General features: G+C 60.5%; 19 protein-coding genes and 1 pseudogene. 15 read left to right on the plus strand and 5 right to left on the minus strand.

All coding sequences use genetic code 11. The features are described 5' to 3' along the window. Both RXV90_RS01655 and RXV90_RS01660 read left to right on the plus strand, forming a co-directional pair. Window positions 1-732: an SDR family oxidoreductase gene (locus RXV90_RS01655; protein WP_410482329.1), complete on the plus strand. Its 732-nt coding sequence runs from the start codon at window positions 1-3 to the stop codon at window positions 730-732. A gap of 11 nt (window positions 733-743) precedes the next feature. Continuing rightward, the gene (locus RXV90_RS01660; protein ID WP_316646495.1) at window positions 744-1907 is read left to right on the plus strand and encodes a pyridoxal phosphate-dependent aminotransferase; all 1164 of its coding nucleotides are present in this window, start codon (window positions 744-746) and stop codon (window positions 1905-1907) included. 55 nt (window positions 1908-1962) lie between these two features. Here the strand turns inward: RXV90_RS01660 and RXV90_RS01665 are convergent, their stop codons facing one another. Continuing rightward, window positions 1963-3342 (minus strand): aminotransferase family protein, encoded by a 1380-nt coding sequence (locus RXV90_RS01665; protein WP_316646496.1) that lies wholly within the window; start codon window positions 3340-3342, stop codon window positions 1963-1965. 241 nt (window positions 3343-3583) lie between these two features. On the opposite strand from RXV90_RS01665, the gene RXV90_RS01670 reads away from it, so the two are divergent. Then, window positions 3584-5242 (plus strand): thiamine pyrophosphate-binding protein, encoded by a 1659-nt coding sequence (locus RXV90_RS01670; protein ID WP_316646497.1) that lies wholly within the window; start codon window positions 3584-3586, stop codon window positions 5240-5242. Between the two features lie 37 nt (window positions 5243-5279). On the opposite strand, the gene RXV90_RS01675 is transcribed toward RXV90_RS01670, so the two are convergent. Continuing rightward, window positions 5280-6239 carry a M14 family metallopeptidase gene (locus RXV90_RS01675; RefSeq protein ID WP_316646498.1) on the minus strand — a complete coding sequence of 320 codons (960 nt, stop codon included), beginning with the start codon at window positions 6237-6239 and terminating at the stop codon, window positions 5280-5282. Window positions 6240-6287: 48 nt separating this feature from the next. Between RXV90_RS01675 and RXV90_RS01680 the strand changes: the two genes are divergently transcribed. Next, a complete protein-coding gene (locus RXV90_RS01680) occupies window positions 6288-7814 on the plus strand; it encodes a M81 family metallopeptidase (protein ID WP_316646499.1) in 1527 nt (508 codons plus the stop codon). Window positions 7815-7838: 24 nt separating this feature from the next. On the opposite strand, the gene RXV90_RS01685 is transcribed toward RXV90_RS01680, so the two are convergent. Beyond that, a complete protein-coding gene (locus RXV90_RS01685; protein WP_316646500.1) occupies window positions 7839-8750 on the minus strand; it encodes a LysR family transcriptional regulator in 912 nt (303 codons plus the stop codon). A 180-nt stretch (window positions 8751-8930) separates the two neighbouring features. Between RXV90_RS01685 and RXV90_RS01690 the strand changes: the two genes are divergently transcribed. From RXV90_RS01690 to RXV90_RS01725, 8 genes and pseudogenes are all read left to right on the plus strand, one after another. Beyond that, a complete protein-coding gene (locus tag RXV90_RS01690; protein WP_316646501.1) occupies window positions 8931-10514 on the plus strand; it encodes an ABC transporter substrate-binding protein in 1584 nt (527 codons plus the stop codon). Window positions 10515-10572: 58 nt separating this feature from the next. Next, window positions 10573-11550 (plus strand): ABC transporter permease, encoded by a 978-nt coding sequence (locus RXV90_RS01695; protein WP_316646502.1) that lies wholly within the window; start codon window positions 10573-10575, stop codon window positions 11548-11550. Continuing rightward, complete coding sequence (locus RXV90_RS01700) at window positions 11547-12467, plus strand: ABC transporter permease (RefSeq protein ID WP_316646503.1); 921 nt, start codon at window positions 11547-11549, stop codon at window positions 12465-12467. Before RXV90_RS01695 ends, RXV90_RS01700 begins: the two co-directional genes overlap by 4 nt. Then, window positions 12464-13438 carry an ABC transporter ATP-binding protein gene (locus RXV90_RS01705; RefSeq protein WP_316646504.1) on the plus strand — a complete coding sequence of 325 codons (975 nt, stop codon included), beginning with the start codon at window positions 12464-12466 and terminating at the stop codon, window positions 13436-13438. The genes RXV90_RS01700 and RXV90_RS01705 overlap by 4 nt, the downstream gene beginning before the upstream one ends. Then, a complete protein-coding gene (locus RXV90_RS01710) occupies window positions 13435-14433 on the plus strand; it encodes an ABC transporter ATP-binding protein (protein ID WP_316646505.1) in 999 nt (332 codons plus the stop codon). Before RXV90_RS01705 ends, RXV90_RS01710 begins: the two co-directional genes overlap by 4 nt. Then, window positions 14433-15272 carry an N-formylglutamate amidohydrolase gene (locus RXV90_RS01715; protein WP_316646506.1) on the plus strand — a complete coding sequence of 280 codons (840 nt, stop codon included), beginning with the start codon at window positions 14433-14435 and terminating at the stop codon, window positions 15270-15272. The genes RXV90_RS01710 and RXV90_RS01715 overlap by 1 nt, the downstream gene beginning before the upstream one ends. Before the next feature lie 9 nt (window positions 15273-15281). Further along, window positions 15282-16103 (plus strand): annotated as a pseudogene (locus RXV90_RS01720) (enolase C-terminal domain-like protein). Between the two features lie 388 nt (window positions 16104-16491). Next, the gene (locus tag RXV90_RS01725; protein ID WP_316646507.1) at window positions 16492-17388 is read left to right on the plus strand and encodes an XdhC family protein; all 897 of its coding nucleotides are present in this window, start codon (window positions 16492-16494) and stop codon (window positions 17386-17388) included. Here the strand turns inward: RXV90_RS01725 and RXV90_RS01730 are convergent. Further along, a complete protein-coding gene (locus RXV90_RS01730; RefSeq protein WP_316646508.1) occupies window positions 17385-19343 on the minus strand; it encodes a tripartite tricarboxylate transporter permease in 1959 nt (652 codons plus the stop codon). The genes RXV90_RS01725 and RXV90_RS01730 overlap by 4 nt on opposite strands. A gap of 66 nt (window positions 19344-19409) precedes the next feature. Next, a complete protein-coding gene (locus RXV90_RS01735; RefSeq protein ID WP_316646509.1) occupies window positions 19410-20360 on the minus strand; it encodes a tripartite tricarboxylate transporter substrate binding protein in 951 nt (316 codons plus the stop codon). A 244-nt stretch (window positions 20361-20604) separates the two neighbouring features. Between RXV90_RS01735 and RXV90_RS01740 the strand changes: the two genes are divergently transcribed. The 3 genes from RXV90_RS01740 to RXV90_RS01750 all read left to right on the plus strand — a co-directional run bounded on the left by RXV90_RS01740 (window position 20605) and on the right by RXV90_RS01750 (window position 23888). Then, complete coding sequence (locus tag RXV90_RS01740; protein ID WP_316646510.1) at window positions 20605-21492, plus strand: PfkB family carbohydrate kinase; 888 nt, start codon at window positions 20605-20607, stop codon at window positions 21490-21492. A 61-nt stretch (window positions 21493-21553) separates the two neighbouring features. Next, entirely contained in the window at window positions 21554-22936 is a 1383-nt protein-coding gene (locus RXV90_RS01745; protein ID WP_316646511.1) for an L-fucose/L-arabinose isomerase family protein, read from the plus strand. A 34-nt stretch (window positions 22937-22970) separates the two neighbouring features. After that, entirely contained in the window at window positions 22971-23888 is a 918-nt protein-coding gene (locus RXV90_RS01750; protein ID WP_316646512.1) for a hydroxyacid dehydrogenase, read from the plus strand. The last annotated feature ends 3 nt before the right edge of the window (window positions 23889-23891 follow it).

The raw sequence follows: 23891 nt of genomic DNA on the forward strand, positions 1-23891 counted from the left end.
GTGAAACTCAAGGGTCAGATTGCCGTCGTCACTGGCGGCGCACAGGGGATTGGCGCGGCTGTCGTGCGCCGGTTGACGGCAGATGGCGCACGGGTGGCGATCTGGGATCTGGACGTAGCGCTGGCTGAAGAGGTGGCTGCCGAAAGTGGAGGCCGGGCCTTCGAGTGCGATATCACTGATTGGGAAATCGTCTGCCGTGCGCGGGACGCGACAAAGACCGCATTCGGTGTTCCGGATATCCTCGTCAACAGTGCCGGGCTTGCCGGCCCGAATGCCACGGTAGAGGCCTATGATAATCGCGATTGGGCGAGGATCATCGAGGTAAACCTCACCGGCACGTATCACGTGAACAAGGCAGTCCTGCCTGGTATGCGCGAAAAAGGCTATGGGCGGATCGTCAACATCGCCTCTGTCGCCGGAAAGGAAGGCAACCCGAATGCGGCGGCCTACTCGGCCGCGAAAGCTGGGGTGATCGCGTTGACGAAATCAATTGGCAAGGAAACCGCAGAGCACAACATCTCGGTCAACTGCATCACGCCAGCGGCAGCACGCACCGCAATCTTCGATCAGATGTCTCAGGAGCATATCGACTACATGCTGTCGAAGATCCCGCGCGGTCGATTTGTCGAAGTGGACGAAATCGCAAACATGGTCGCCTGGCTCGTGTCCGCCGAGAACTCCTTTACGACCGGCGCGGTTTTCGATCTTTCTGGCGGCCGGGCCACCTACTGAACGGGAACGAGATGCAGACTATCGCAGAATTTGATCGGATCGGGGAAGAGAACGCGTTTGCTGTCCTGGCGCGCGCGGCGGAGTTGGCGCGGAGCGGCATGGACGTCATCAACCTCGGGATCGGGCAGCCGGATTTCGCAACGCCCGACAACATCGTGGAAGCTGCCGTCAAGGCGTTGCGGGACGGGGCACACGGCTACACGCCCGCCACCGGCATCCTTCCCTTGCGCGAAGCGGTTTCGGCGGATCTGTCGAACCGATACGGGGCGGCGGTTTCACCGGAAAACGTGCTAATTGTTCCGGGCGGCAAGGTTACGATGTTCGCCGCAATCCTGATGTTCGGAGAGCCCGGGGCAGAGATCCTGTATCCCGATCCGGGATTTCCGATATATCGCTCGATGATCGAGTTCACCGGCGCGAAGCCGGTGCCTGTGCCGATCCGCGAAGAGAACGGGTTTGCGTTCTCGGCGGAAGAACTTCTGTCGCTCATTACGCCCGCGACGCGGCTCGTCATCGTCAATTCACCGGCGAACCCGACGGGGGGCGTGACACCAAAAGCCGAGGTCGACGCGCTGATCCGTGGGCTGGCGGAGCATCCGCATGTCGCCGTGATGTCGGACGAAATATATGACCGCATCCTCTATGACGGTGAGGATCACGTAAGCCTTCTGAGCTATCCCGACATCCGCGATCGTCTAATCCTGCTAAATGGCTGGTCCAAGACGTATGCGATGACGGGCTGGCGGCTGGGCTATTCGGTCTGGCCCAATGCGCTTTATGACAAGGCGCGGAAGCTGGCCGTGAACGCCTGGTCCTGTGTGAATGCAACGGCGCAGTACGCGGCACTCGAGGCGCTGACCGGACCGCAGGATGCGGTTGGTGAAATGGTGGCTGCGTTCGATGCACGTCGAAAGCTGACGGTCGACCTTCTGAACACCCTGCCCGGCGTCTCTTGCATCGTGCCGAAGGGGGCGTTCTATGCCTTTCCGAACATCTCAGGGACCGGGTGGAAGGCCAAAGCCCTGGCGTCGGACCTGCTCGAAAAGACCGGAGTGGCCACCATCGGCGGCCCTGACTTTGGAATCCTGGGAGAGGGCTACCTTCGCCTAAGCTATGCCGCCAGCCAGGACGACATCCGCCGTGCGGTGGACCGCATGGGATCGTTCCTATCCTAACAGGACCGTGCGGGCGGAAGGCACGCAACTTCCGCCCCATCCTTTCAGCAGATGCCTAGCCGAAAACCCGCGTCAGCGCCTGATCGACTGCGCCCGTGATTTCGTCGATATCGTCCGGTGTCGCAATCAGCGCGGGGCTGAAGCAAAGAGTGTTGTTGAACCCGGGCACCGAACGGTTGGTGGCACCGATAATCACCCCCTGTGCCATGCAATCGGCCACAACAGCCTGCACCTTGCCTTCCGCCGCAGGCTCTTTCGTCGAACGGTCGGCGACGAGTTCGGCCCCGCAGAACAGGCCCTTGCCGCGCACGTCGCCGATAACCGCATGTTGTTCCATCAAGGCATGGAGGTTTGAGATCATCCGGGCACCCATCGCGTCGGTATTCTCAAGAAGACCCTCTTCAAGGATGATGTTCATGTTCTCGATTGCGGCCGCCGGCCCCGCCGTACACCCTCCGAAGGTCGAGATATCGCGGAAATAATCGAGCGGATCAGAGGGATCTTCCTTGAACATGGAGAATACCTCTTCCGTCGTCACCATACAGGCGATCGCGGCATAGCCCGAAGCCACGCCCTTCGCCATAGTCACGAAGTCGGGCTTGATGCCGTAGTGCTGGTAGCCGAACCAAGTGCCGGTCCGGCCGACACCGCAAACCACCTCGTCGATGTGGAGGAGGATGTCGTACTTGCGGCAAATCTCCTGAACGCGATCCCAATATCCTTCGGGCGGGGTGATGACGCCTCCGCCAGCGGTTACGGGCTCCAGGCAGAGACCGCCCACCGTATCCGGGCCTTCGCGCAAAATGATCTCTTCGATCTGATCGGCAGCCCATTCGCCGTAGTTCTCGGTCGAAACCTGCGCGCGGTACTCGAGGCAATGGGGAACCTCGACGAAACCCGGTGCAAAAGGACCGTATTGCGCGTTGCGCTCCTGCTGACCACCTGCCGACATCGCCGCGATGGACGAGCCGTGATAATCGCGTTCACGGTAGAGAATCTTGTGCTTCTTCCCGCCGTAGCGCTTGTGCGCGATCTGGCGGATCATCTTGAACGCTTTCTCGTTCGCCTCGGTTCCGGAGTTCGTGAAGTAGACCCTGCTCATCCCAGGCATCTTGTCGATCAGCATCTCGGCGAATTTCGCACCGGGGATCGAACCTGCCGAGTTGGCGAAGTAGTTCATCTTGATCAGCTGGTCGCGCACTGCGTTCGCGATCCGCTCGCGCCCATAGCCCACGTTCACCGTCCAGACCGCACCCGAGACCGCATCGAGATGCTCCTTGCCAGTCGCATCCCAGACCCGCATGCCCTTGCCCTCGACGATGATGCGCGGATCGTTGGTTTCAAACGGCTTGTGCTGAATGAGGTGATGCCAAAGGTGCGCGCGATCGGCCTCGATCACCTCGGTCAGGTCATTCGGATTGAACGGCGTGTTCATGTGTCTCGCTCCCATACCACCGGCCGTGGCATGCGGCCGGGCTGCGCGAGACACTGCCCTGAATGGAGGGGTCTCCGCAAGCCCCGGCAGCGTGTGTTCAGCATAGCTGAAACGGCCATTCCATAAGGCCAAACAGCGCTACGATGCATCCCGGCCGATCGCCGCTGGCACCTGCGGCGGCGGCTGCTATACCTCGGGACGTTCGCAATGCTCCAAAGGGTGCGACATGGAAGATCAAACGATGACCTCAGCGGAAAATTCGAGCGGACACGCCGGGCGCCTGCTTGTCAGGTGCCTTGCGGCACAAGGTATCGGACGAGTCTACTGTATCCCGGGCGAAAGCTATCTCGCCGCGCTTGATGGTTTGGTGGGGTCCGGTATCGACGTTATTATCGCACGCCACGAAGGGGCTGCTGCGATGATGGCCGAGGCCGAGGGCAAGCTGACGGGCGCGCCAGGTATCGCATTCGTCACAAGGGGCCCCGGTGCAACGAACGCTGCCGCTGGCATACACGTGGCGTTTCAGGACTCGACGCCGATGATCCTCTTCGTGGGTCAGGTCGCCTCGGACCAGCGAGACCGCGAAGCGTTTCAGGAGGTCGATTATCGCCAGATGTTCGCGCCACTTGCGAAATGGGTGGCAGAGATCGATCGCGCCGACCGCATACCCGAATATGTAAGCCGGGCGTTTCATGTCGCCCAAAGCGGGCGGCCGGGCCCTGTCGTTCTGGCACTGCCGGAGGACATGCTCTCGTCCATTGTCGAAGGCACACCTGCGCCGAAGGCCACGCTCCCGTCCGGAAGGGCGGCCGAGGCGGATATCGCGGCGATCCTCGACCTTATCGAGCGTGCCGAGCGACCCTTCGTCATTGCGGGGGGACCCGGGTGGTCGGCTGATGCCGCGGCCGCTCTCGCGCGCTTCGCCGAGATTGCCGAAGTACCGGTTGGTGTTTCCTTCCGGGCTCAGGATTATCTGGACAACCGTCACCCTAATTACGCGGGCGATGTCGGGATAGGGATCAACCCGGCGCTCACAAGGCGGGTGCGCGAGGCGGATGTGCTTCTTGCTCTCGGTCCACGGCTCGGAGAGATGACGACGAGCGGTTATACGCTTCTGACGCCGCCCGACCCCTTGCAGAAGCTGATTCACGTTCATCCAGATCCCTCGGAACCGGGGCATGTCTATCGCCCGACACTTTCGGTCGCAGCTCGCGCCGACCAGGTTGTTCGGCAGCTTTCGGAAAGGGTCAGGCCGCCCGCGCTATCACGGAGAGATCAGGTGGCCGATGCCCGTGCCTCCTACGAGGGTTGGCAGGAGCCGCCGGCATCACCGGGGCCGCTGAAAACGGAACATGTGATCACTCATCTGAGTCGCTCATTGCCGGAGAATGCGATCCTGACGAACGGTGCCGGAAACTATGCCGCCTGGCTGCACCGCTTCTTCCGGTACAAAATGTATCGCACGCAGCTTGCGCCAACTTCGGGATCGATGGGGTACGGCTTGCCCGCCGCAATCGCCGCGAAGCTTCTCGCCCCAGAACGGGATGTCATTTGCCTCGCGGGAGACGGCTGCTTTCAAATGGTCGCCGCGGAGTTTGGGACCGCCTGCCAGTACAGTGCGAATATCGTAATCCTCGTTTTCAACAACGGCCAGTACGGCACGATCCGGATGCATCAGGAGCGCAATTATCCCGGCCGCGTTTCGGGCACGCAAATGGTTAACCCCGATTTTTCAGCTTGGGCACGAAGCTACGGGGCCTATGGTGCTACCGTCACCGAGAACGCGGCGTTTCCCAAGGCACTGGCCGAAGCAATGACGGCAGGTCGCCCGGCGATCCTTGATCTCAAGCTGTCGCCGCTTGCAATTTCGCCGTCGATGACGCTTCCGGACGCCACTTAGGCAAACGGAAGCGTTCGCGCCCCTCGTTGCGTCGCAGTCAGTCGTCTTCGCGCGCAAGCCGCACGGCCGTCTGCCCCTTCCAGAGGCGCATCGACGGCATAACAAGCATAATGTTGTCGGCGGGCGTAACCACTGGCCGGTCCCCATCATGGCCAAGGAGCGTTCCGGCTTCAGTGATGATCTCTCCTCCGGTGAATTCACGGGCGAATGAGAAGCTATCACTTTCGATTGTCACCGCCTCCACCACGGTAAAGAACCGCTGGCGAGCTTCGGGCAAGCCGCCGACCGCTATCGAACCTTGTGGCACCATTCCGACCACTTCGAGAAAGCGGACCGCCGAGAGCTTCGCAAGATCTTCCGACGCTGCTTCCCAGTGCTGACCGCATTCGATCAGAAGAGCGGTTTTCGGGGAGGCCGGATCGTCGAACTCCTGGTAATCGCGCATTCTGCGGCCCGCGGCGTGTCCATGATCGCCGACCACCCTTTCGGGTACGCCGATCCTGGCCGCCAAAGCTTTCGACTTGGCATGTCGACCTGACATCATGAGCGGTGGAGCAAGATGCTGCATCGTATGAATGTCAAAAAGGAAATCCACGGTGTCGAGCACGGGCCGCACTTCGCGGGCGCGGCGAAGTTCGACGCTGTCGCGCTCACCGTCCAGCACCGCGACGTCCCAGACGCGGTTGAAATCCTCATCCACCCAGCGCGTCGCGTTCGGATCGCCCGGATCGAAGGCCGCGTAGGCCGCGATGTTCATGAATGCGAAGCTCAGCTTGCCTGCTGAAGGGCGCACATCCTGGTTCAAGAGCCAGTCAACCGCAATCGCGCCCGAAAGCTCATTGCCATGGACGATCGCGCTAACCATTGCGTGCGGCCCCGGCGCACCACTGTCGAATGTCCAGATGTACGGCACACCGTCGCTTCCCTTGGCATAAGTGCTTAAGTCAGGCGGGCTGAGTTCGACGGGATACGCGTTCGGGATATTGATTGTAGTCATCTTTGGGCGTTCCTTCGCATGAGTATTTGGATCAGGAGATTGAGTTTCATGTCAGCACCACGTGTCGCCCTTGCGGGGATGATTCTGGAGTCGAACCGCTTCGCGAAGCCGGCCGACCAAGCTGACTTCGACAGCCTGACTTGGGCGGAGGGCGAAGCGTTGCTTGACCAGGCCAAGTCCAAGACGCCGGCGCTCGCGGCGGAATGTGCGGCTTTCGTTCGTGCGATGGATGCAACTGGGCGATGGAGCCCCTGCCCGCTTCTTCTGGCGGCGAGCCATCCCGCGGGCCCGGTGAAACGCGATGTCTTCGAGCGCGCGGTCACGATTATGGAAGACCGACTTCGAGCCACCGGGCCAGTCGACGCGGTTTACATTTGCAACCACGGCGCAATGGTGGCCGAGCACCTGCACGATCCGGATGGTGAGATCTTCGCTCGCCTGCGCGCAGCGGCAGGGCCCGATGCGATCATGGTCGCCACACTCGATCTTCACGCGAATGTCTCTGCCCGCATGGTCGACGCCGCCGATCTGATCGTGGGTTACCGCACGAACCCGCATGTCGATATGATTGAGAGGGGCGAGGAAGCCGCCTTCTCTCTGCGTCGCATCATCGCGTCCGGCAGGCGCCCCTGTGTGGCACTGTGCAAGCCGCCGATTGCGCCCGCCTCCGTTACACTTCTTACCGCCGAAGGACCCTATGGCGATCTCATCAACTACGGTCAGCGCCGGCAGGCCGAAATGGCCGCGGCAATCCTGAACGTATCGATCTTCGGCAACTTCGTTTTTTCCGATGTGCCGGAGAATGGGATCGCCGTAGTCGTGACGGCAAGAGAGGACGCACAAGCGGCCGATACGCTGGCGCGCGAGATCGGCGAGCTGGCCTGGAAGATGCGCGAGCGTTTCACGCGGCGCCTTCGCTCGGTTTCCGATGCTGCGGAGATGGCCACGGCGACCGAGGACCCTCCGGTTCTCTTCTCCGACGCTGGTGACAATCCCGGCGGCGGCGGATCGGGACGCACGACGGAGCTTCTGGAGGCCCTGATTGACGCGCGCGCCGAAGGCGTTCTCTATGGCTCCTTCCACGATCCCGAATTGGCGAATGAGGCCCACGAACTCGGCATCGGCGCCCGGTTCACCGCGCATTTCAACCGAACTCACGGCACCGACACATGGGCGCAATGGGATAGGCCGCTGATGGCGGAAGCAGAGGTCGTGGCGCTTGGCGACGGGCATGTCACCGGAGAACGCGGGCTTTTCGGCGGACGTCGGCTGACGCTCGGCCCTACGGCCGCGCTTCGGATAGGTGGGATCACGGTGGTCGTCATTTCCGATCGTTCGCAAACCGCTGATCCGGTGTTCTTCCACATGCTCGGCCTCGACATTTCCGCCGCGCGGACAGTCGTGGTGAAATCTCGAGGTCATTTCCGCGCTGGTTTCGACCTTTGGTTCAAGCCCGAGCAGATCCATGAGATCGACACGATGGGTCTGACGAGCCCGATACTGGAGCGCTGGCCGTTCCAACATCTGCCGCGTCCTTCTTACCCCCTGGATCCCGACACGAACTGGAATCGCTGATAAGGATCTGGGACAGCCGTTCATTCAGACCGGCTCCGACAACGTGTCTTGCGGTGTCGTCAGTTTGACGAAGCGCATGAACTGTCGCGCGACTTCGGTTGCTGGCCGACCGGCGGGAAGGACGAAACTCGTCCGGTAGACGATGGGGGCATCGAAGGGCCTGATCTCGACCCCTTCGAACCCGTCGACCAAAAGGGGAAAAGGATTAAGTACGGCAACCCCCAGACCCTCGCGCACCAACTCCAGCGCAGCCATATTCGTAGCAGTTTCCGCCACCGGCCGTGGCCTTACCCCGACGCGCGCGAAGATTTGTTCGGTGATCGATCGGGTGCCAAGGCGCCTCAGGAACTCTATCATTTCGACCCCCTCCAAATCCTCCGGCCGGACGATCTTGAGTTCACCGAGATGATGACCCTTTGGCACGGCGCAAACCACCTTGGACGTCCTCCAAGGCAGAAGGTTGACACCGGCACGCTGGATCATCGCGCTGGTCAGGCCAAGGTCGTATCGGAGATCGAGAATACCCGACACCAGAACGTCTGTAGCCTGGATGTCGAGTTGCACCCGGCGTCCGGGGTTGCGCTTCAGAAAGTTCGCCACGCGCGAGATTATGAAGTGGTGGGCGAGTGTCGGCGGCACAATCAGGCGCAACGGTTCGTCGTCTTGACCCGCCCAATCGGTGCCCTCGATTTCCGCGAGTGTCGCGAACAGGGGATCGAGCCTGTCGTTCAGCTTCAGCCCCTCTGCCGTCGGGGTGATCCGGCCTGAGGAACGAATGAAGAGCGTGCGTCCGACCCGCCCCTCAAGTTGAGCGAGGGCACGACTGACGGCGGATTGCGAGATGCCAAGCCGTCGTGCCGCACCCACGGTCGTCCCGGTCGTTACGAGGGCTCGGAGCGCTTCGAGTTCGCGAAGCCTGTGTCTGTTTCCACTCATGGTCCCACCCTTTCCCGCCCGGAGGGCCAACGCCATCCATCGATATGGAATTGAGGTATGCAGAATCGCATAGGATTATTCGTTGGCAATGCCGAAAGCTGCCAATAGCATGGCAGGCGGTAACGCGGGCACGCCCTTGCTTGGCGAATGACACGCTCGTGACCCACAGGGAGACTTATTATGAAGCATGTCACAACCGCATTCGCGGTGGCGGCGAGCGTTCTGGCACTTGGTGCAGGGGCAGCTACCGCAGAGAAGATCACCATCGGGCTCGCTTCCGAGCCGACATCGATCGATCCGCACTTCCATAACCTCGGGCCCAACAACGCCCTTTCGGTTCATATATTCGATCGGCTGATCGCACAGGACGATAAGCAGCGGCTTTCGCCGGGCCTCGCGGTCTCATGGAAACCGATCGACGACCTGACTTGGGAGTTCAAGCTGCGCGAGGGCGTCAAGTTTCACGATGGCACTGATTTCAATGCTGACGATGTGATCTGCACGTTCGAGCGTGCACCGAATGTGCCAAATTCGCCTTCGGGTTACGGCACCTATACAAAGGGCAAAACGCTCGAGAAAATAGACGATTACACGGTGCACTTCAAGACGGCGGAGCCTTATCCGTTGATGGGCAATGACGTGTCGACCATCCCAATCATTTCAGACAGCGTGGGCTGCGGGGGCACGACGGAGGAGTTCAACGCAGGTACCGCCGCTGTGGGGACGGGCCCCTACAAGTTCGTCGACTACAAGCCGGGTGAGTCGATCACTTTGGCGATCAACCAAGACTACTGGGGCGAGAAGCCGATCTGGACGGAAGTCGAGTACCGCCCGATCAAATCCGGCCCCTCGCGTGTCGCAGCCCTTCTGGCAGGCGATGTTGACATGATTTCCGGCGTGCCGACGACGGACATCGCGACGTTGGAAGCGAACGACGACATCCAGCTGAGCCAGGGTGTGTCCAACCGTGTAATCTACCTTCATCTTGATCAGTTCCGCGAGAATTCTCCCTTTGTGAAGGGTCCGAATGGCGAGGACATCAAGAACCCGCTTCTCGACCAGAGGGTGAGGAAAGCGATCAGCATGGCGATCAACCGTGACGCAATTGTCGATCGTGTGATGGAAGGCGTCGCGATCAGTGCCGGGCAGCTTCTGCCCGATGGATTTTTCGGCGTCTCTGAAAAGCTGCAGCCGGTCGCATACGATCCGGAGGGCGCGAAGGCACTTATGGCCGAAGCAGGCTATCCCGACGGCTTTCAGCTGACGATACATGGGCCGAATGACCGCTATATCAACGACGCCAAGATCGCGGAGGCGATCGGGCAGATGCTGACCCGCGTGGGTATCCAGACCGCGGTTGAGACCATGCCGCGTTCGGTCTATTTCGGTCGCGCCTCGTCCGGCAGCCCCGAGGGCCTTCCCGAGTTCAGCTTCATCCTCGTTGGTTGGGGTGCAGGTTCGGGGGAAGCCTCTTCGCCTCTGAAATCCCTGATCCACTCCTACGACAAGGATGCCGGCTTTGGTTCATCGAACCGTGGTCGCCACTCCGATCCCGTGATCGATGCCAAGATCGAAGAAGCGCTGCGCACCGTTGACGACGACAAGCGTCAGGCGCTTCTGGCCGAGGCAACCGAGATGGCAATCGAGAATGTCGCGATCATCCCGACGCATTTCCAGGTCAACACCTGGGCCGCTAAGAAGGGCCTTCGCTACATTCCGCGCACCGACGAGTACACGCTCGTCATGGGTGTCGTGAAAGAATGATGCCAAAGGGCCCGGGCCACGCGATGGCCCGGGCTGCTTTTCCCGGGGCGCCTGAACAATGACCGTATTTGCCATTCGCCGGATGCTTCAGGCGCTGATCGTGGTGTTCCTGATGTCGGTGATCGTGTTCTTCGGCGTTAACGTCATCGGCGACCCGGTTTACATGCTGGTCAGCCCAGATGCCGACCAGGCAGATATCGAAGCGGCAATCCAGCGGCTTGGCCTCGACCGCCCGATCCTCGAGCAGTACTGGCTGTTTCTCAAGGGAGCAGCGCAGGGCGATCTCGGCAACTCTTTCATCTTCGGCGAGCCAGCGCTTCGGTTGATTCTCCATCATATGCCGGCGACGATGGAACTGGCTCTGACGTCGCTATTTCTTTCTATACTCCTTGGCATCCCGCTTGGGCTTTATGCAGGGCTTTATCCGGAAAGCCGGGTATCAAAGACGATCATGGCAAGCTCGATCCTCGGCTTTTCTTTGCCAACCTTCTGGGTTGGCTTGATGCTGATCATGATATTTGCGGTTCAACTCGGCTGGCTTCCATCGACGGGACGCGGTGACACGGCTGTCGTGTTAGGGATTGAGACGAGCCTGGCCACCTGGGATGGCCTGTCCCACGTGTTCCTTCCGGCATTGAACCTCGCGCTGACGAACATCTCTCTCACCATTCGCCTGACTCGCGCCGGGGTGCGCGAAGCGATGAGCCAGGACTATGTGAAATTCGCGCGCGCGAAGGGGCTGTCGATCCGGCGGATCATCTTCGTTCACGTGATGAAGAACATCCTTATCCCGGTGGTGACCGTTCTCGGGCTGGAATTCGGCAGCCTGATCGCTTTCTCGGTTGTAACGGAATCGATCTTTGCCTGGCCCGGAATGGGCAAGCTTCTGATCGACGCGATCCTTCAGCTCGATCGGCCCGTCGTGGTCGCCTATCTGATGATCATCGTTCTGTTCTTCGTTCTCATAAACCTCGTCGTCGATATCCTTTATTCGATCCTCGACCCGAGAGTGCGGCTTCAGGATCAAGGCTCATGAGCGAGGTTGCGAGCCAGGTTGCGGCAGAAGTACCTGCATCGCGGGTCGAGACACCCTTCCAGCGGTTTCGGTCGGAATTCTTCGAAAGCAAGATCGCGACTGCCGCGCTTATCCTGCTGGTCACGATCGTCACGCTTGCGCTCCTCGCCCCAATAATCACGCCCCAGAACCCCTATGATCTTGGCCAGGTTGACGTTCTCGACGCGCGTCTCGCCCCAGGCGAAAAAGCCTTTGCCGGGTATACAATGTGGCTTGGTTCAGATGGCGCGGGGCGCGATCTCTACTCGGCGATCCTGTATGGGTTGCGCATCTCTCTTTCTGTCGGCGTGACCGCCGGGCTGATCGCTCTGGTCATTGGCATGGCGATCGGCCTTCTCGCCGCATATATCGGGGGCCGCACCGAAAACATAATCATGCGGATCGTTGATCTGCAGCTGTCGTTTCCCGCCGCCCTTGTGGCGCTCATGCTCGTGGCGATGCTGGGCAAGGGGATCGACAAGATCGTACTGGCCCTCGTCGTGGCGCAGTGGGCGTATTACGCACGAACGGTTCGGGGAACAGCCCTCGTCGAGCGGCGCAAGGAATATGTCGAGGCCGCGCAATGCCTAGGCCTGTCCAATGCCCGGATCGTCTTTCGTCATATCTTGCCGAATTGCCTTGCCCCGCTGATCGTCGTCGGCACGGTGCAGACAGCCAGCGCGATATCGCTGGAAGCGACGTTGTCGTTCCTCGGCGTCGGCCTTCCGCAGACGGAACCATCACTTGGTGTGCTGATCGCGAACGGGTTCGAGTACATGCTTTCCGGACGGTATTGGATTTCCGTCTTCCCCGGTCTCGCACTTCTCTTCACGGTCGTTTCGATCAATCTCGTGGGTGACCAGCTCCGTGACGTTCTGAACCCGAGGCTCAAGAAATGACCGCGACGCTCGAGGTTTCGGGTCTCAAGACGCATTTCTTCACGCGTGCAGGCGTGGTGAAGGCCGTGGACGGCGTCGATTTCTCGGTGGCCCGAGGCGAGGTGATGGGGCTTGTTGGGGAATCGGGATCCGGCAAGTCGATCACCGGATTTTCGATCCTAGGCCTCATCGATCCGCCGGGCCGGATCGTGGAGGGATCGATCAGATTCAACGGAACGGAATTGGCAAGCGCACCAGAGTCGCAGCTTCAGGCTTTGCGGGGCAACAAGATCGCAATGATCTTTCAGGACCCGATGATGACGCTGAACCCGGTTCTCAGGATCGATACGCAGATGATCGAAGCAATCACTGCGCATGAAGATGTCTCGAAGGCAGACGCCTGGGCAAGGAGCCGTGATGCCCTCGGCCTCGTTGGGATCCCATCCCCGGAGGAGCGTCTTCGCGCCTATCCGCACCAGCTTTCAGGCGGCATGCGGCAGCGCGTGGCGATCGCCATCGCTTTCCTCAACCGCCCCGATCTTATCATCGCTGACGAGCCGACAACTGCGCTCGACGTCACGATTCAGGCACAGATCATCCACGAAGCTCAGAAGCTCACGCGGCAGACGGGCACGGCGATGATCTGGATCACCCATGACCTTGCAGTGGTCGCGGGTCTCGCGGACCGCATCTCGGTGATGTACGCGGGGCGGATCGTCGAGCAGGGAGGCACGGACGACGTCATCGATCGGCCCCTTCACCCCTATACCATAGGTCTGTTGGGATCCGTGCCGACCGCGAACAGCCGGGGGCAGAGGCTTTACCAGATCGAGGGGATGACGCCCAACATGCTGGCACTGCCTGAAGGCTGTGCCTTTGCCCCCCGCTGTCGGCGGGCAAGCGACGCATGCAAAACGGAACCTGCGATCCGGGATCTCGCAGGACGGCGCATTCGGTGCATGCATCCTCAAGTCGAGACCGTCGAGACATGAGCGCACCGATCCTCGAAATCGACGGCGTGTCCAAGCGCTTTGTCAAACGGCTTGATGTTGCTGGAAAGATCGCGGCGCGCCTCGGCGCCGATATCCGCGAGGAGACAGTTCATGCCGTCGACAGCGTGAACCTTTCGATTGCACCAGGGGAGGTGCTTGGTCTCGTGGGAGAGTCGGGGTGCGGAAAGTCCACTCTCGGACGCGTCGTCGCGGGCATTCATGGTGCCACCGAGGGAGAGATCCGATACGAGGGCAAAAGCATCGCGCAAATGACCTCGCAGGAACGGCGCGAGGCCACGCTCGCAATCCAGATGATCTTTCAGGATCCGTTTGCTTCACTCAACCCCCGTATGCGTGTGGAGGACATCATCGGCGAGGCCCCCCGCGTGCATGGGCTCGTTCCTGCAGGCGAGATCCCAGATTACGTCGACGGAGTTATGCGGAAGGTCGGGCTCGACCCATCATTGAAGCGACGTTATGCACACCAGTTTTCCGGTGGGCAGAGGCAGCGGATCGGCATTGCGCGCGCCCTTGCCGTGAACCCGAAGTTCCTTGTTTGCGACGAGGCGATCGCTGCGCTCGACGTTTCGATCCAAGCCCAAGTTCTGAACCTTTTCATGGATCTTCGGGAAGAACTCGGCCTCACGTATCTATTCATCAGCCATGATCTCAGCGTGGTCGAGCATATCGCCGATCGGGTTGCGATCATGTATCTTGGGCGGATCGTTGAGACGGCGTCGACCGAAGAACTCTTTGCGGCACCCAGGCACCCCTACACCAAGGCGCTTCTTCCGGAGGCCCCGCGGCTCGACCAGCGCAATCGCGAATTTGAGCCGATCGTCGGCGAGATCCCCTCGCCCCTCGATCCACCGCCCGGCTGCCACTTCCATCCGCGTTGCCCCCTCGCCACGGACCTCTGCAAGTCGGCGCCCCCCGAAATCGAGGCGATCTCCGGAACCCGGCATGTCGCCTGCCATCATTGGACAAATACCTGATGCAACCCGTCGCAATCGCAGAGCCTGCAGAAGATATCGCGCCGCTTGTGTTCGACAGTCCGCATTCTGGTTCGATCTACCCCGAGACCTTCGACCACGCTATTGATCGTATGACGCTACGCCGATCGGAAGATGCGCATATCGACGAGATCTTCGCCCATGTCACGGAATTTGGCGGTACGCTCGTTCATGCGCTCTTTCCACGCGTCTTCATCGACCCGAACCGAAACGAAGACGACATCGACCTGTCGCTTGTAGAGGGCGAATGGACCGGCCCGGTCAATGCAAGCTTCAAGACCACTGAGCGAGGCGTGGGCCTAATCTGGCGCGATATGAAGGCGTTCGGACCAGTCTACGACCGCAAGCTTTTACCGGACGAGGTGAGGGAGAGGATCGAAGGATACTGGCGCCCCTATCACAACGCGCTTGCCAAGGTGATCGACGCACGCCATGCCGCGTTCGGGCGCGTCATACATATCGATTGCCATTCAATGGCCAGCATGGGCGACATCACGACGGAGGATGGCCCCGTGCCTCGCCCCGATTTCGTGATCAGCGACCGGGAAGGGACGACCTGTGCGCCAGCGTTGCTTGAATGCGTGGTGGATCTTCTGAGGGGCGAAGGGTTTTCGGTTTCGGTAAACGACCCCTACAAAGGAATGGAACTCGTCCGCCGTCACGGTCGGCCTGAGGATGGACGCCACAGCCTTCAGGTGGAGATCAACCGGAAGCTTTATATGGACGAGGCGACGCTCTCCAAGCGCCCGGGTTTTCACGATACGATCGCGACAATGCGGCGGTTGACGGACGCTTTGCGAAATCTCGCCTCTACTCTCTAGAGCAGCGGGATGGACACGATCCGCTCAGTTTATGCCCGGCTCATTAGTGTACCGCTCGACGAGGTTTTGACGGACGCCAAGCACGGCGATCGCACGCATTTCCAGAATGTTACCGTGACCGTTCATCTTTCGGATGGATCCAATGGCACCGGATACACCTATACCGGGGGGAGAGGAGGCATCGCGATCATTGCGATTATCAAGGGTGATCTTGCGCCATTTCTTATCGGGCGAGACGGTGCGGAGGTTGGATCTGTCAACGACGCGATGCAGTGGCACTTGCAATACGTCGGTCGGGGTGGGATCGTCTCAGTCGCGATTACGGCGGTCGACATTGCGCTTTGGGATCTGCGCGGAAAACGCGAGGGTCTTTCACTGCAACAATTGACCGGCAGTGCAGCCGACCGATGCAAGGCGTATACAGGCGGGATAGACTTCAACGTCCCGCTCAAAAAGCTGATACGGCAGACGGAAGGCTATCTCTATGGCGGGGTAGAGGCCGTGAAGATCAAGGTTGGCCGCCCGTCGCTTGACGATGACATGGCCCGTGCAAAGGCGGTGCGGAAAACATCTGGATCCGACCGCGCCTTCATGGTTGACCCGAAATACTCGAGGACAGTTGACGAAGCCATCAGTGCGGCGCGTGGATTTCGGGCCTTCGACATTCTCTGATTCGAGGAGCCGAACATACCCGATGACTACAACGGATTTGGCAGGATCGCCCGCGAAACGGGAGTGCCGCTCGCAATGGGCGAGAACCTGCATACGACCCATGAATTCGAGAACGCGCTTGCCGACGCGCAACTTTCCTACATTAAGCCCGGTGCTTAAAATTGCGGTGACATAACCGGCTGGCTTCGGGTTGCTGAGCTGGCCGAGGCTCATGGAGTTCCGGTGTACAGCCACGGAATGCAGGAGCTTCATGTGAGCCTTGTCTCTGCCAGGGAAAGGCCGGTTGGCTTGAAATCCATAGCTTTCCCATCGATCGCCATACGACCCGACCTCTTCGGCTTGAAAATGGCCTTGCGGTTGCGCCCGATGCGCCCGGGATCGGCGTAACTTTCGACTGGGCACGACTGGAGGCGGCACAGGATGGCCGAAGCTGACCAACCCTTGCCGAGTGGATCCAGAGGGCGCATGTTAGACAGCGCTTAACGCAAGGAGCTTTCTCCCCGTGCAAAACCCTAGGACTCATTTGCGGCAGGACCCAATCGACGCCGTGCTCGAGGCTGGCGATGGTGCCGTACTTGCGATCATCGCAGGGGTCGAAGGACCGTCCTACCGCCCAGTTGGTGCGACGATGGCCGTGATCGGGCCGCATGATCGTGTGGGTACGCTCTCTTCGGGTTGCGTCGAGTCGGATATCGCACTTCATGCACTGGCTGCCCGAGATGCAGGCAAGACGAAGCTGATCCGATATGGCAGAGGCTCTCCGTTCGTGGACATCCAGCTTCCCTGCGGAGGTGGGCTTGATATCTTGCTGATCCCCGCGCCGGACCGGAAGGCTCTTTCAGAGCTTTCACGCAGGCGCGCGGCACGGGTTCCATGCGGCCTTTCGGTTAATGTGACGACCGGTGCCATGACAGTCACGGAGCCTGGCTCGACCGGGCGTATTGGCGATATGCTGACCGTGAGGTTCGACCCTGCAATCCGGTTTCTCGTCTTTGGCAAAGGCCCGGAGGCCAGCACGTTTGCAGGGCTTGTTCAATCGGCCGGCTATCCCAATCTGTTGCTTTCGCCCGACCATGAAACCCTCGCGCATGGGGCGGCAGACGGATGCGAGACGCAGCACCTTGTGAGCCAGACGTTTCCAGATGATCTGAACGCAGACGCGCTGACCGCGATCATCCTCTTTTTTCACGATCATGATTGGGAGCCGCCGATCCTCGAAGGCGCACTGAAGACGCCTGCCTTCTACATCGGGGCGCAAGGCAGCCAGCGGGCACGGGATGCCCGCCTGCTGATGCTTGAAGGTATGGGTGTGCCGGAAGATCAGCGCGCCCGGCTTCACGGGCCCGTTGGGCTGATCCCTTCGGCGCGAGATGCCGGAACGTTGGCCGTATCGGTTCTTGCAGAAGTCCTTGCAAAAGCGAAGTCGGGAGACTTGGGCGCCTAAGGCAGCGGCACGCCCAAACCTTCGCTGAAAAGAAGAGTGACGCCGAGCGTGACGACAATGACGCCTCCGACGAGGATCACCCAGCCACGGCCTGTGAAGCGATCATGCTGTGCGGGAAAAATCAACGTGACCCCCAAGAGAGCAGCGACAATCTCGAAGCCGAGGACCGGTAAGGCCAACACCGCGCCGAGCATCAGGAGCGGGACCGACACCATCCGTAAAGGCGACCCCGCGACGCGTTCCTCCGTTACCCGTCGTGTCAAGAACAGCCGCACCACGGCCAAAGCGACAAAGACCAGCATTGCCATCGCGATGGTTCGCGGGAAGACGGCCGCTTCGGGATTCAGTGTTGCCGTGTGGCGCATTGCAATTGTCCCGATAACCGCGAATGCCGCGAAACCCAGAAGATCCCGGACAACGGCCTTGCCAGATGCCAGTGCCGGACGTTCCCCATGTTCTTCGGAAGTGCGCTTTGTGAAGAGCGCAATGATGCGCGGCCAGAATGGGTAGAGGAAGGTCAGCACCGTAAGCGCGATGATCGCCAGCGAGAGAGGCCGGCCGAAGAACTGCCCCCAAAGGTTGCCGATTGCATCCCCGATCGTCCAACTCTGGACGAAGCCCTGCTCTGCGATCCGCCCGAGTATGAGACCCAGAACGATCGGCGAAGCGGAGAAGCCACGCTTGCCGGCGATCCAGCCGATCACGCCAAGCACGATCATGATCGCGATGTCGGAGATGCTGTTGCGGATCGCGAAAGCCCCAATCACCGTCATGAAGGCGACGACAGGCACAAGTGCGGCCTTTGGCGCCTGCACGATCGCGCGATAGGCAAAGCGCCCGATCAGAAGGCCCACCGGAAGCATCAGAATCGTCGCCAGCAACAGCCCAAAAATGAAGGTGTAGACGATGCTTGCCCCGTCCGCGAAAAGGGACGGCCCCGTGCGCACACCCTGAACGAGAAGCGCACCAAGGATCACCGCATCTGGCGGAGTGCCGGGGATTCCGAGGACAAGTGTCGGGATGAATCCGCCCCCTACGGTGGCATTGTTGGCGGATTCAGTTGCGATGATGCCGCCCGGATTACCCTCGCCATACTTCTCGTCGCCCTTGCCGCTGCGGCGGGCTTCGGAATAGGCGACCAGCCCTGCGATCGACCCGCCCGCCCCCGGCAATGCGCCGACCATCGTGCCGATCACCGAACTGCGGATCACGTTGATCTTGTTCTTTAGCACGACACCCACGGCTTCGAAGAGGCGGAAGCCACGCTTGCCTTCTGGCATCTTGAGATGCCGATCTGGCGTGGCCACCAGATCGATCAGCACCGGAATACAGTATAACCCTATGAGAGCGGAGACCGTTTCCACCCCACCGAGCAGCGTATTCGAACCGAAAGTGAAGCGGACTTCAGCGCTCGTCTCCGAGATTCCGATCATCGCGATCAGGAGCCCGAAGCAGGCCCCGATCACGCCCTTGAAGAAGTCACCGCTTGAGAGAGCCGAGATGAGCGACAGGCCGAAGACGGCGAGCCAGAAATACTCAACCGGACCGAAGGCAAGCGCTGCTTCTGCAAGGGGGGGCGCCAAGAGCAGAAGTGCGAGCGCCCCGACAAGCCCGCCAATCACCGAGGCAAGACACGCGATAGACACCGCAAGGTCGCCATCCCCACGCTTGGCCATCGGGTAGCCGTCGAACGTCGTTGCAATTGCGGACGGAGTGCCAGGCGTGTTCAAAAGGATCGCGGCATAAGCGCCGCCATAGATCGCGCCGGTATAGATCGCCCCCATAAGGATCAGGGCGCTATCCGGGGACATGGTGAATGTCAGCGGAACAAGTACCGCCACAGCCATTGTTGCGGTCAGACCGGGGATCGATCCGATAATCGTGCCGGCCGCGACGCCCAACAGGGCAAGCATCAGGTTCAGCGGCGAAACCGCCGCGATCAGAAAATCGAACATCTGTCCCCCGGGAGCCCTGCGATTGCGCGCGCCCGCTCCGGGCGCGCGCGTCAGGTGAGTTGGTTCCTACTCGATGATGCCAGCGGCCTTTGCCGCGGAGATGTAGCCGGTGGCCTTCTCCGAAAGGAAAGCATCCATCTCTTCGCCGTAGCCGACATCAACCAGTGCGAAACCACCATCGATCATCTGCTTTTGGAAATCCGGATCGGCATTGATCGCCTCGATCGCATCAGAGACCTGCTGGCGCACTTCCTCGGACGCGGAATTCGGCACCGCAATGCCGCGATAGGCACCGGAAACGAGATCATACCCGAGTTCCTTGAATGTCGGCACATCCGGGAAGGCCGGGTGACGCTCTTCCATCGCAACAGCGAGCATGCGAACCGCATCGCCCTGCGCTGCGCCCACGGTGGTATAGCCCCAGGCAGCTGAAACCTGCCCCCCCAGAAGCGCCGTCACGGATGCCCCGGTGCCTTGGAACGAGACGTAGGTTGTCTCGATATCCGCCGCACCATCAAAGGCGACCTGTGCAAGATGATTGGCCGAACCCTTGCCCGAGCCCGAGAAGATAACCTGCCTGGGGTTGTCCTTCGCGAAACTCACTAGATCCTCGAGGGTCTGGAAAGGGCTGTCGGCCTTCACCACGATTGCGTCAGGCGTGTAGTGGAACATGTAGACGGCAGCGAGATCTTCTGTCTGGAAGCCCACATCGCCCTGCTGCGGCTTGATGATGATATGGGGCAGGTTGATCCCCATGATCACGGAGCCATCTCCGGCCATGCTGTTGAGCTGCGCCCACCCAACGGCACCGCCGCCACCAGGCTTGTAAGAAACGACAAGTTGTTCGCCGTAGATCTTTTCGAAGAAAGGCTGCTGAAAACGGGCCGTGATATCCGACTCACCGCCGGGGCCGAACGGGATTACGTAATCCACGCTTCCCTTCGGAAAATCTTCGGCAGCAGCCATACCGGCCACGGCAACAAAGGCAGCCGCAAGAAGGCTGGTTCCAAATCTCATCTAAGTTCCTCCCGTAGTGTCTTGTTTTGTCGTCACTCTTTGCGCCCGCCTTCCATACCAACTCCATTGGTTCGGAGCCAAGCCTCCAAGCAAGCACCGCCCGCCTGGATCATTGCCATTAAGGCCAGATTTCAACGGTGAGGTAAACATGCCTCCTGCCCCTTGTGCCCCACGCGACGGTTGGGAATAACGGTCTCGCGTCCTTGCCGGCATCACCGCGAGATCGCGGGAGGAATGAAGCGACATGACGAGTGTACTCTGCGCCGGAATCGCGGTTCTCGACTTCGTATTCGAAGTCGAGGAGTTTCCCCGGACGGCGGAGAAGTACGTGGCGCATGACACGTCGATCGTCGGAGGAGGATGCGCGGCCAATGCCGCGGTTGCAGTCGCGCGTCTCGGAGGAAAGGCCATCCTTGCCGCTGACCTTGGAGACGATCCGGTCGGCAGGCTTGTTCTCGAAGATCTTGCTGCGGAGGGCGTCGACATAAGCGGCATATCGCCTGTACCGGGCGCAAGATCATCCTATTCATCGGTTCTTGTGGACCACGCAGGCGAGCGGCAGATTGTCAATTATCGGGGGACGCCGATGGCCCCGCAAACAGACTGGTTTGACAATCTTGGCGCGGTCGCGGCGGTTCTCGTCGACACTCGCAGGTCAGAACTCGCACGGGCCGGTCTCGCTTTTGCGAGATCGCGAGGAGTTCCCGGCATCATAGACGGTGAAGCGCCGATCCCCGACGGGCTTCTCGACAACGCGACCCACGCAGCTTTCTCGCGTCGGGGCCTTGCCTCTCTCTATCCCCAATCGGCACTTGAAGATGCGTTGCGCGAGGTCTCAATTCGGTACGGAATCTGGGCCTGCGTGACCGACGGGGAGAAAGGTGTCTGGTACACGACCGACGATAGGACCGCCCACATGCCTGCCTTCAATGTCATAGTGAAGGACACATTGGGGGCCGGCGACATCTGGCACGGCGCATTTTCGCTCGCTCTTGGAGAAGGGCAAACCGAAGCCGAGGCCGTACGCTTCGCGAGTGCCGCCGCTGCGTTGAAATGTACGGTACCGGGCGGGCGCGCAGGATCACCGACACGGCCCGCCCTTCAGGGCTTCCTGGAGAACCGCCGACTATGACACTACCTGAGGCAATACTAAACCCACGGAAGCTCCGTTCCGCTGCCACTGAGAGATGCTTATGAAACTTGGACTGCTTCCGCTCGGCCGACCGACCTTCGATATGGTTTTCGCGCAGCAAAAGCTCGACGCCATGCTCGCCCATATCGACACAACCTGCCATGAAACGGCGGGGCCAAGGACGCTTCTGCTTGACGACGACAGCGCCCGAGCGGCGATGGATGAACTGAAAGCTGCGCAACCCGACAAAATCTTGATCCTGCAGGTCAGCTTTACGGATGCCAGGATAACCTGCGATGTAGCAGCGACGTTCGACCAGCCTCTTCTCATCTGGTCTACACCGGAACCCAGAACCGGAGATCGCTTGCGGTTGAATTCGTTCTGCGGATTGAATCTTGCCTCACACGCCTTGAGTCTCCGAGATCGCAGCTTCGGCTGGCTTTATGCCGATCCGGAAGGCAGCGTAGGAGCCGCGCTTGAAGACCTCATCGGCGGCGCTCGCACGGTGAAACCTATTGAACCTGCACGTCCGCCAATCGCAACGTCGGAAGGCCAGCGGATCGCCAAGACTCTCTCGGGACAGCGTATCGCCCGCATCGGCGCCCACCCGGCCGGATTTGACACCTGTGCCTATGACAAGGGCGCCTTGCAAATGCTCGCAGGCGTCGAAGTGGATGAGATGGAACTTCCGCCGCTGTTCGATGCAGCGCGCTCGGCCTCTGCCGAGGCCTCGACCCGGCTCAGGGAGGCGTTGGCACCCTGGATCATCGGGCTCGACACCGTCGATCAGGAAGAACTGGATAGATCGCTGCGGCTGAAACTCGCCCTTGACGGGCTGGCCGACGGAAAGGGCTACGATGCCTTTGCCATCCGCTGCTGGCCCGAGGCATTCACGGAGTACGGTGGCGCGGTCTGCGGGCCCGCAGCAATGATGGGGGAAGCACGAAGACCCTGTGCGTGCGAGGCTGACGTATACGGCGCGCTCACGCAGCTTGCGCTTCTAGCCGCGGCAGACGCACCGGTCTTTCTGACCGACCTTGTCGACATGGATGCCGAAGACGACACCGGAGTTGTCTGGCATTGTGGCCAAGCGCCAGCATCGATGTGCGACCCTTCTATCGAGCCAGTGGCAACCCTTCACTCGAACCGCAAAATGCCGCTTCTCTACCAGTTCCCTCTGAAGCCAGGCCCGATTACGCTTCTTCGTGTCAGTCAAGCGTTTGGCCAGCCTCGCATGGTTCTGGGGCGGGCCGAGATGCTGAAACGCCCCCTGTCCTTCTCAGGCACGTCCGGAGTGCTTCGTTTCGAGCGTCCCGTTCGCGACGTTCTGGAGAAGCTCATCGGGTGCGGGCTCGAGCATCATCTAGCGCTTGCCTATGGGGACCATCGCGCGGCGCTGCGCGGCCTCGCCGGGACGCTGGACCTACCCATCGTCGAACTCTGAGCCTCTCCCACCACGAAAACAGAAAGATCCAGAGATGATCCTGATCACCGAGTTCATGGATGAGGCTGCCGTTGAGCGCCTTTCTTCCGCTCATTCCACCCGGTACGTGCCGGATCTCGCCGATCGTCAGGGTGACATTCGGGCTATGATGCCCGGCGTTCAGGCCCTTATCGTGCGAAATCGCACCCGAGTGACGGCGGAGTTAATCGCCGAAGCGCCTGACCTGAAAATGGTCGGACGGCTTGGCGTCGGTCTAGACAACATCGATCTCGATGCCTGTGCGGCGCGCGGCATTGAGGTTATCCCTGCCACTGGTGCGAATACGCTTTCGGTCGCAGAGTATGTCGTTACAAACGCCCTGATCCTGTTACGCGACGCCTATATGGCCCGTGACGAGATGATGTCGGGAGCATGGCCCAGGGGCACTTGCGGTGCCGGTCGCGAAGTGCGGGGGCGCCGACTTGGGCTGGTGGGTTTTGGAGCGATCGCACAGGAAACGGCGCGCCTTGCGCTTCCTCTCGGGATGACGGTAGCAGGGTACGACCCATATCTTTCCGCAGATGACCCGGCCTGGGCAGGCACCGAGCGAATGGATCTCGACGAACTGATATCAACGTCAGAGGTTCTGAGTCTGCATGTGCCGCTAACGGACGCGACGCACCACATTATCAATGCGGGCATGCTGGCGCGTATGCCCGCAGGGTCTGTTCTGATCAATGCCGCACGCGGCGGAATCGTCGACGAGACAGCCCTATGTGACGCCCTGAGATCGGGCCATCTTTCGGGCGCGGCCCTCGATGTCTTCGAATCAGAGCCACTGACGGCAACATCTGCAAGAAAATTCGAAGGTCTGCAAAACCTCATCCTAACCCCGCATATCGCCGGAGTTACAGAGGACAGCAATGTTCGCGTGAGCGGCATGATCGCGGATGAGGTGCTCAAACGGCTTTGACAG

The organism is Ovoidimarina sediminis, assembly GCF_032586175.1.
Classification (GTDB): domain Bacteria; phylum Pseudomonadota; class Alphaproteobacteria; order Rhodobacterales; family Rhodobacteraceae; genus Ovoidimarina; species Ovoidimarina sediminis.

What these genes read in the sequence shown, in the direction of transcription:
- RXV90_RS01675 (WP_316646498.1), bottom strand. Translation starts at nt 6,239, where the DNA reads ATGACTACAATCAATATCCCGAACGCGTATCCCGTCGAACTCAGCCCG.
- RXV90_RS01680 (WP_316646499.1), top strand. Translation starts at nt 6,288, where the DNA reads ATGTCAGCACCACGTGTCGCCCTTGCGGGGATGATTCTGGAGTCGAAC.
- RXV90_RS01685 (WP_316646500.1), bottom strand. Translation starts at nt 8,750, where the DNA reads ATGAGTGGAAACAGACACAGGCTTCGCGAACTCGAAGCGCTCCGAGCC.
- RXV90_RS01710 (WP_316646505.1), top strand. Translation starts at nt 13,435, where the DNA reads ATGAGCGCACCGATCCTCGAAATCGACGGCGTGTCCAAGCGCTTTGTC.
- RXV90_RS01700 (WP_316646503.1), top strand. Translation starts at nt 11,547, where the DNA reads ATGAGCGAGGTTGCGAGCCAGGTTGCGGCAGAAGTACCTGCATCGCGG.
- RXV90_RS01695 (WP_316646502.1), top strand. Translation starts at nt 10,573, where the DNA reads ATGACCGTATTTGCCATTCGCCGGATGCTTCAGGCGCTGATCGTGGTG.
- RXV90_RS01670 (WP_316646497.1), top strand. Translation starts at nt 3,584, where the DNA reads ATGACCTCAGCGGAAAATTCGAGCGGACACGCCGGGCGCCTGCTTGTC.
- RXV90_RS01690 (WP_316646501.1), top strand. Translation starts at nt 8,931, where the DNA reads ATGAAGCATGTCACAACCGCATTCGCGGTGGCGGCGAGCGTTCTGGCA.
- RXV90_RS01705 (WP_316646504.1), top strand. Translation starts at nt 12,464, where the DNA reads ATGACCGCGACGCTCGAGGTTTCGGGTCTCAAGACGCATTTCTTCACG.
- RXV90_RS01715 (WP_316646506.1), top strand. Translation starts at nt 14,433, where the DNA reads ATGCAACCCGTCGCAATCGCAGAGCCTGCAGAAGATATCGCGCCGCTT.
- RXV90_RS01665 (WP_316646496.1), bottom strand. Translation starts at nt 3,342, where the DNA reads ATGAACACGCCGTTCAATCCGAATGACCTGACCGAGGTGATCGAGGCC.
- RXV90_RS01735 (WP_316646509.1), bottom strand. Translation starts at nt 20,360, where the DNA reads ATGAGATTTGGAACCAGCCTTCTTGCGGCTGCCTTTGTTGCCGTGGCC.
- RXV90_RS01740 (WP_316646510.1), top strand. Translation starts at nt 20,605, where the DNA reads ATGACGAGTGTACTCTGCGCCGGAATCGCGGTTCTCGACTTCGTATTC.
- RXV90_RS01730 (WP_316646508.1), bottom strand. Translation starts at nt 19,343, where the DNA reads ATGTTCGATTTTCTGATCGCGGCGGTTTCGCCGCTGAACCTGATGCTT.
- RXV90_RS01750 (WP_316646512.1), top strand. Translation starts at nt 22,971, where the DNA reads ATGATCCTGATCACCGAGTTCATGGATGAGGCTGCCGTTGAGCGCCTT.
- RXV90_RS01745 (WP_316646511.1), top strand. Translation starts at nt 21,554, where the DNA reads ATGAAACTTGGACTGCTTCCGCTCGGCCGACCGACCTTCGATATGGTT.
- RXV90_RS01660 (WP_316646495.1), top strand. Translation starts at nt 744, where the DNA reads ATGCAGACTATCGCAGAATTTGATCGGATCGGGGAAGAGAACGCGTTT.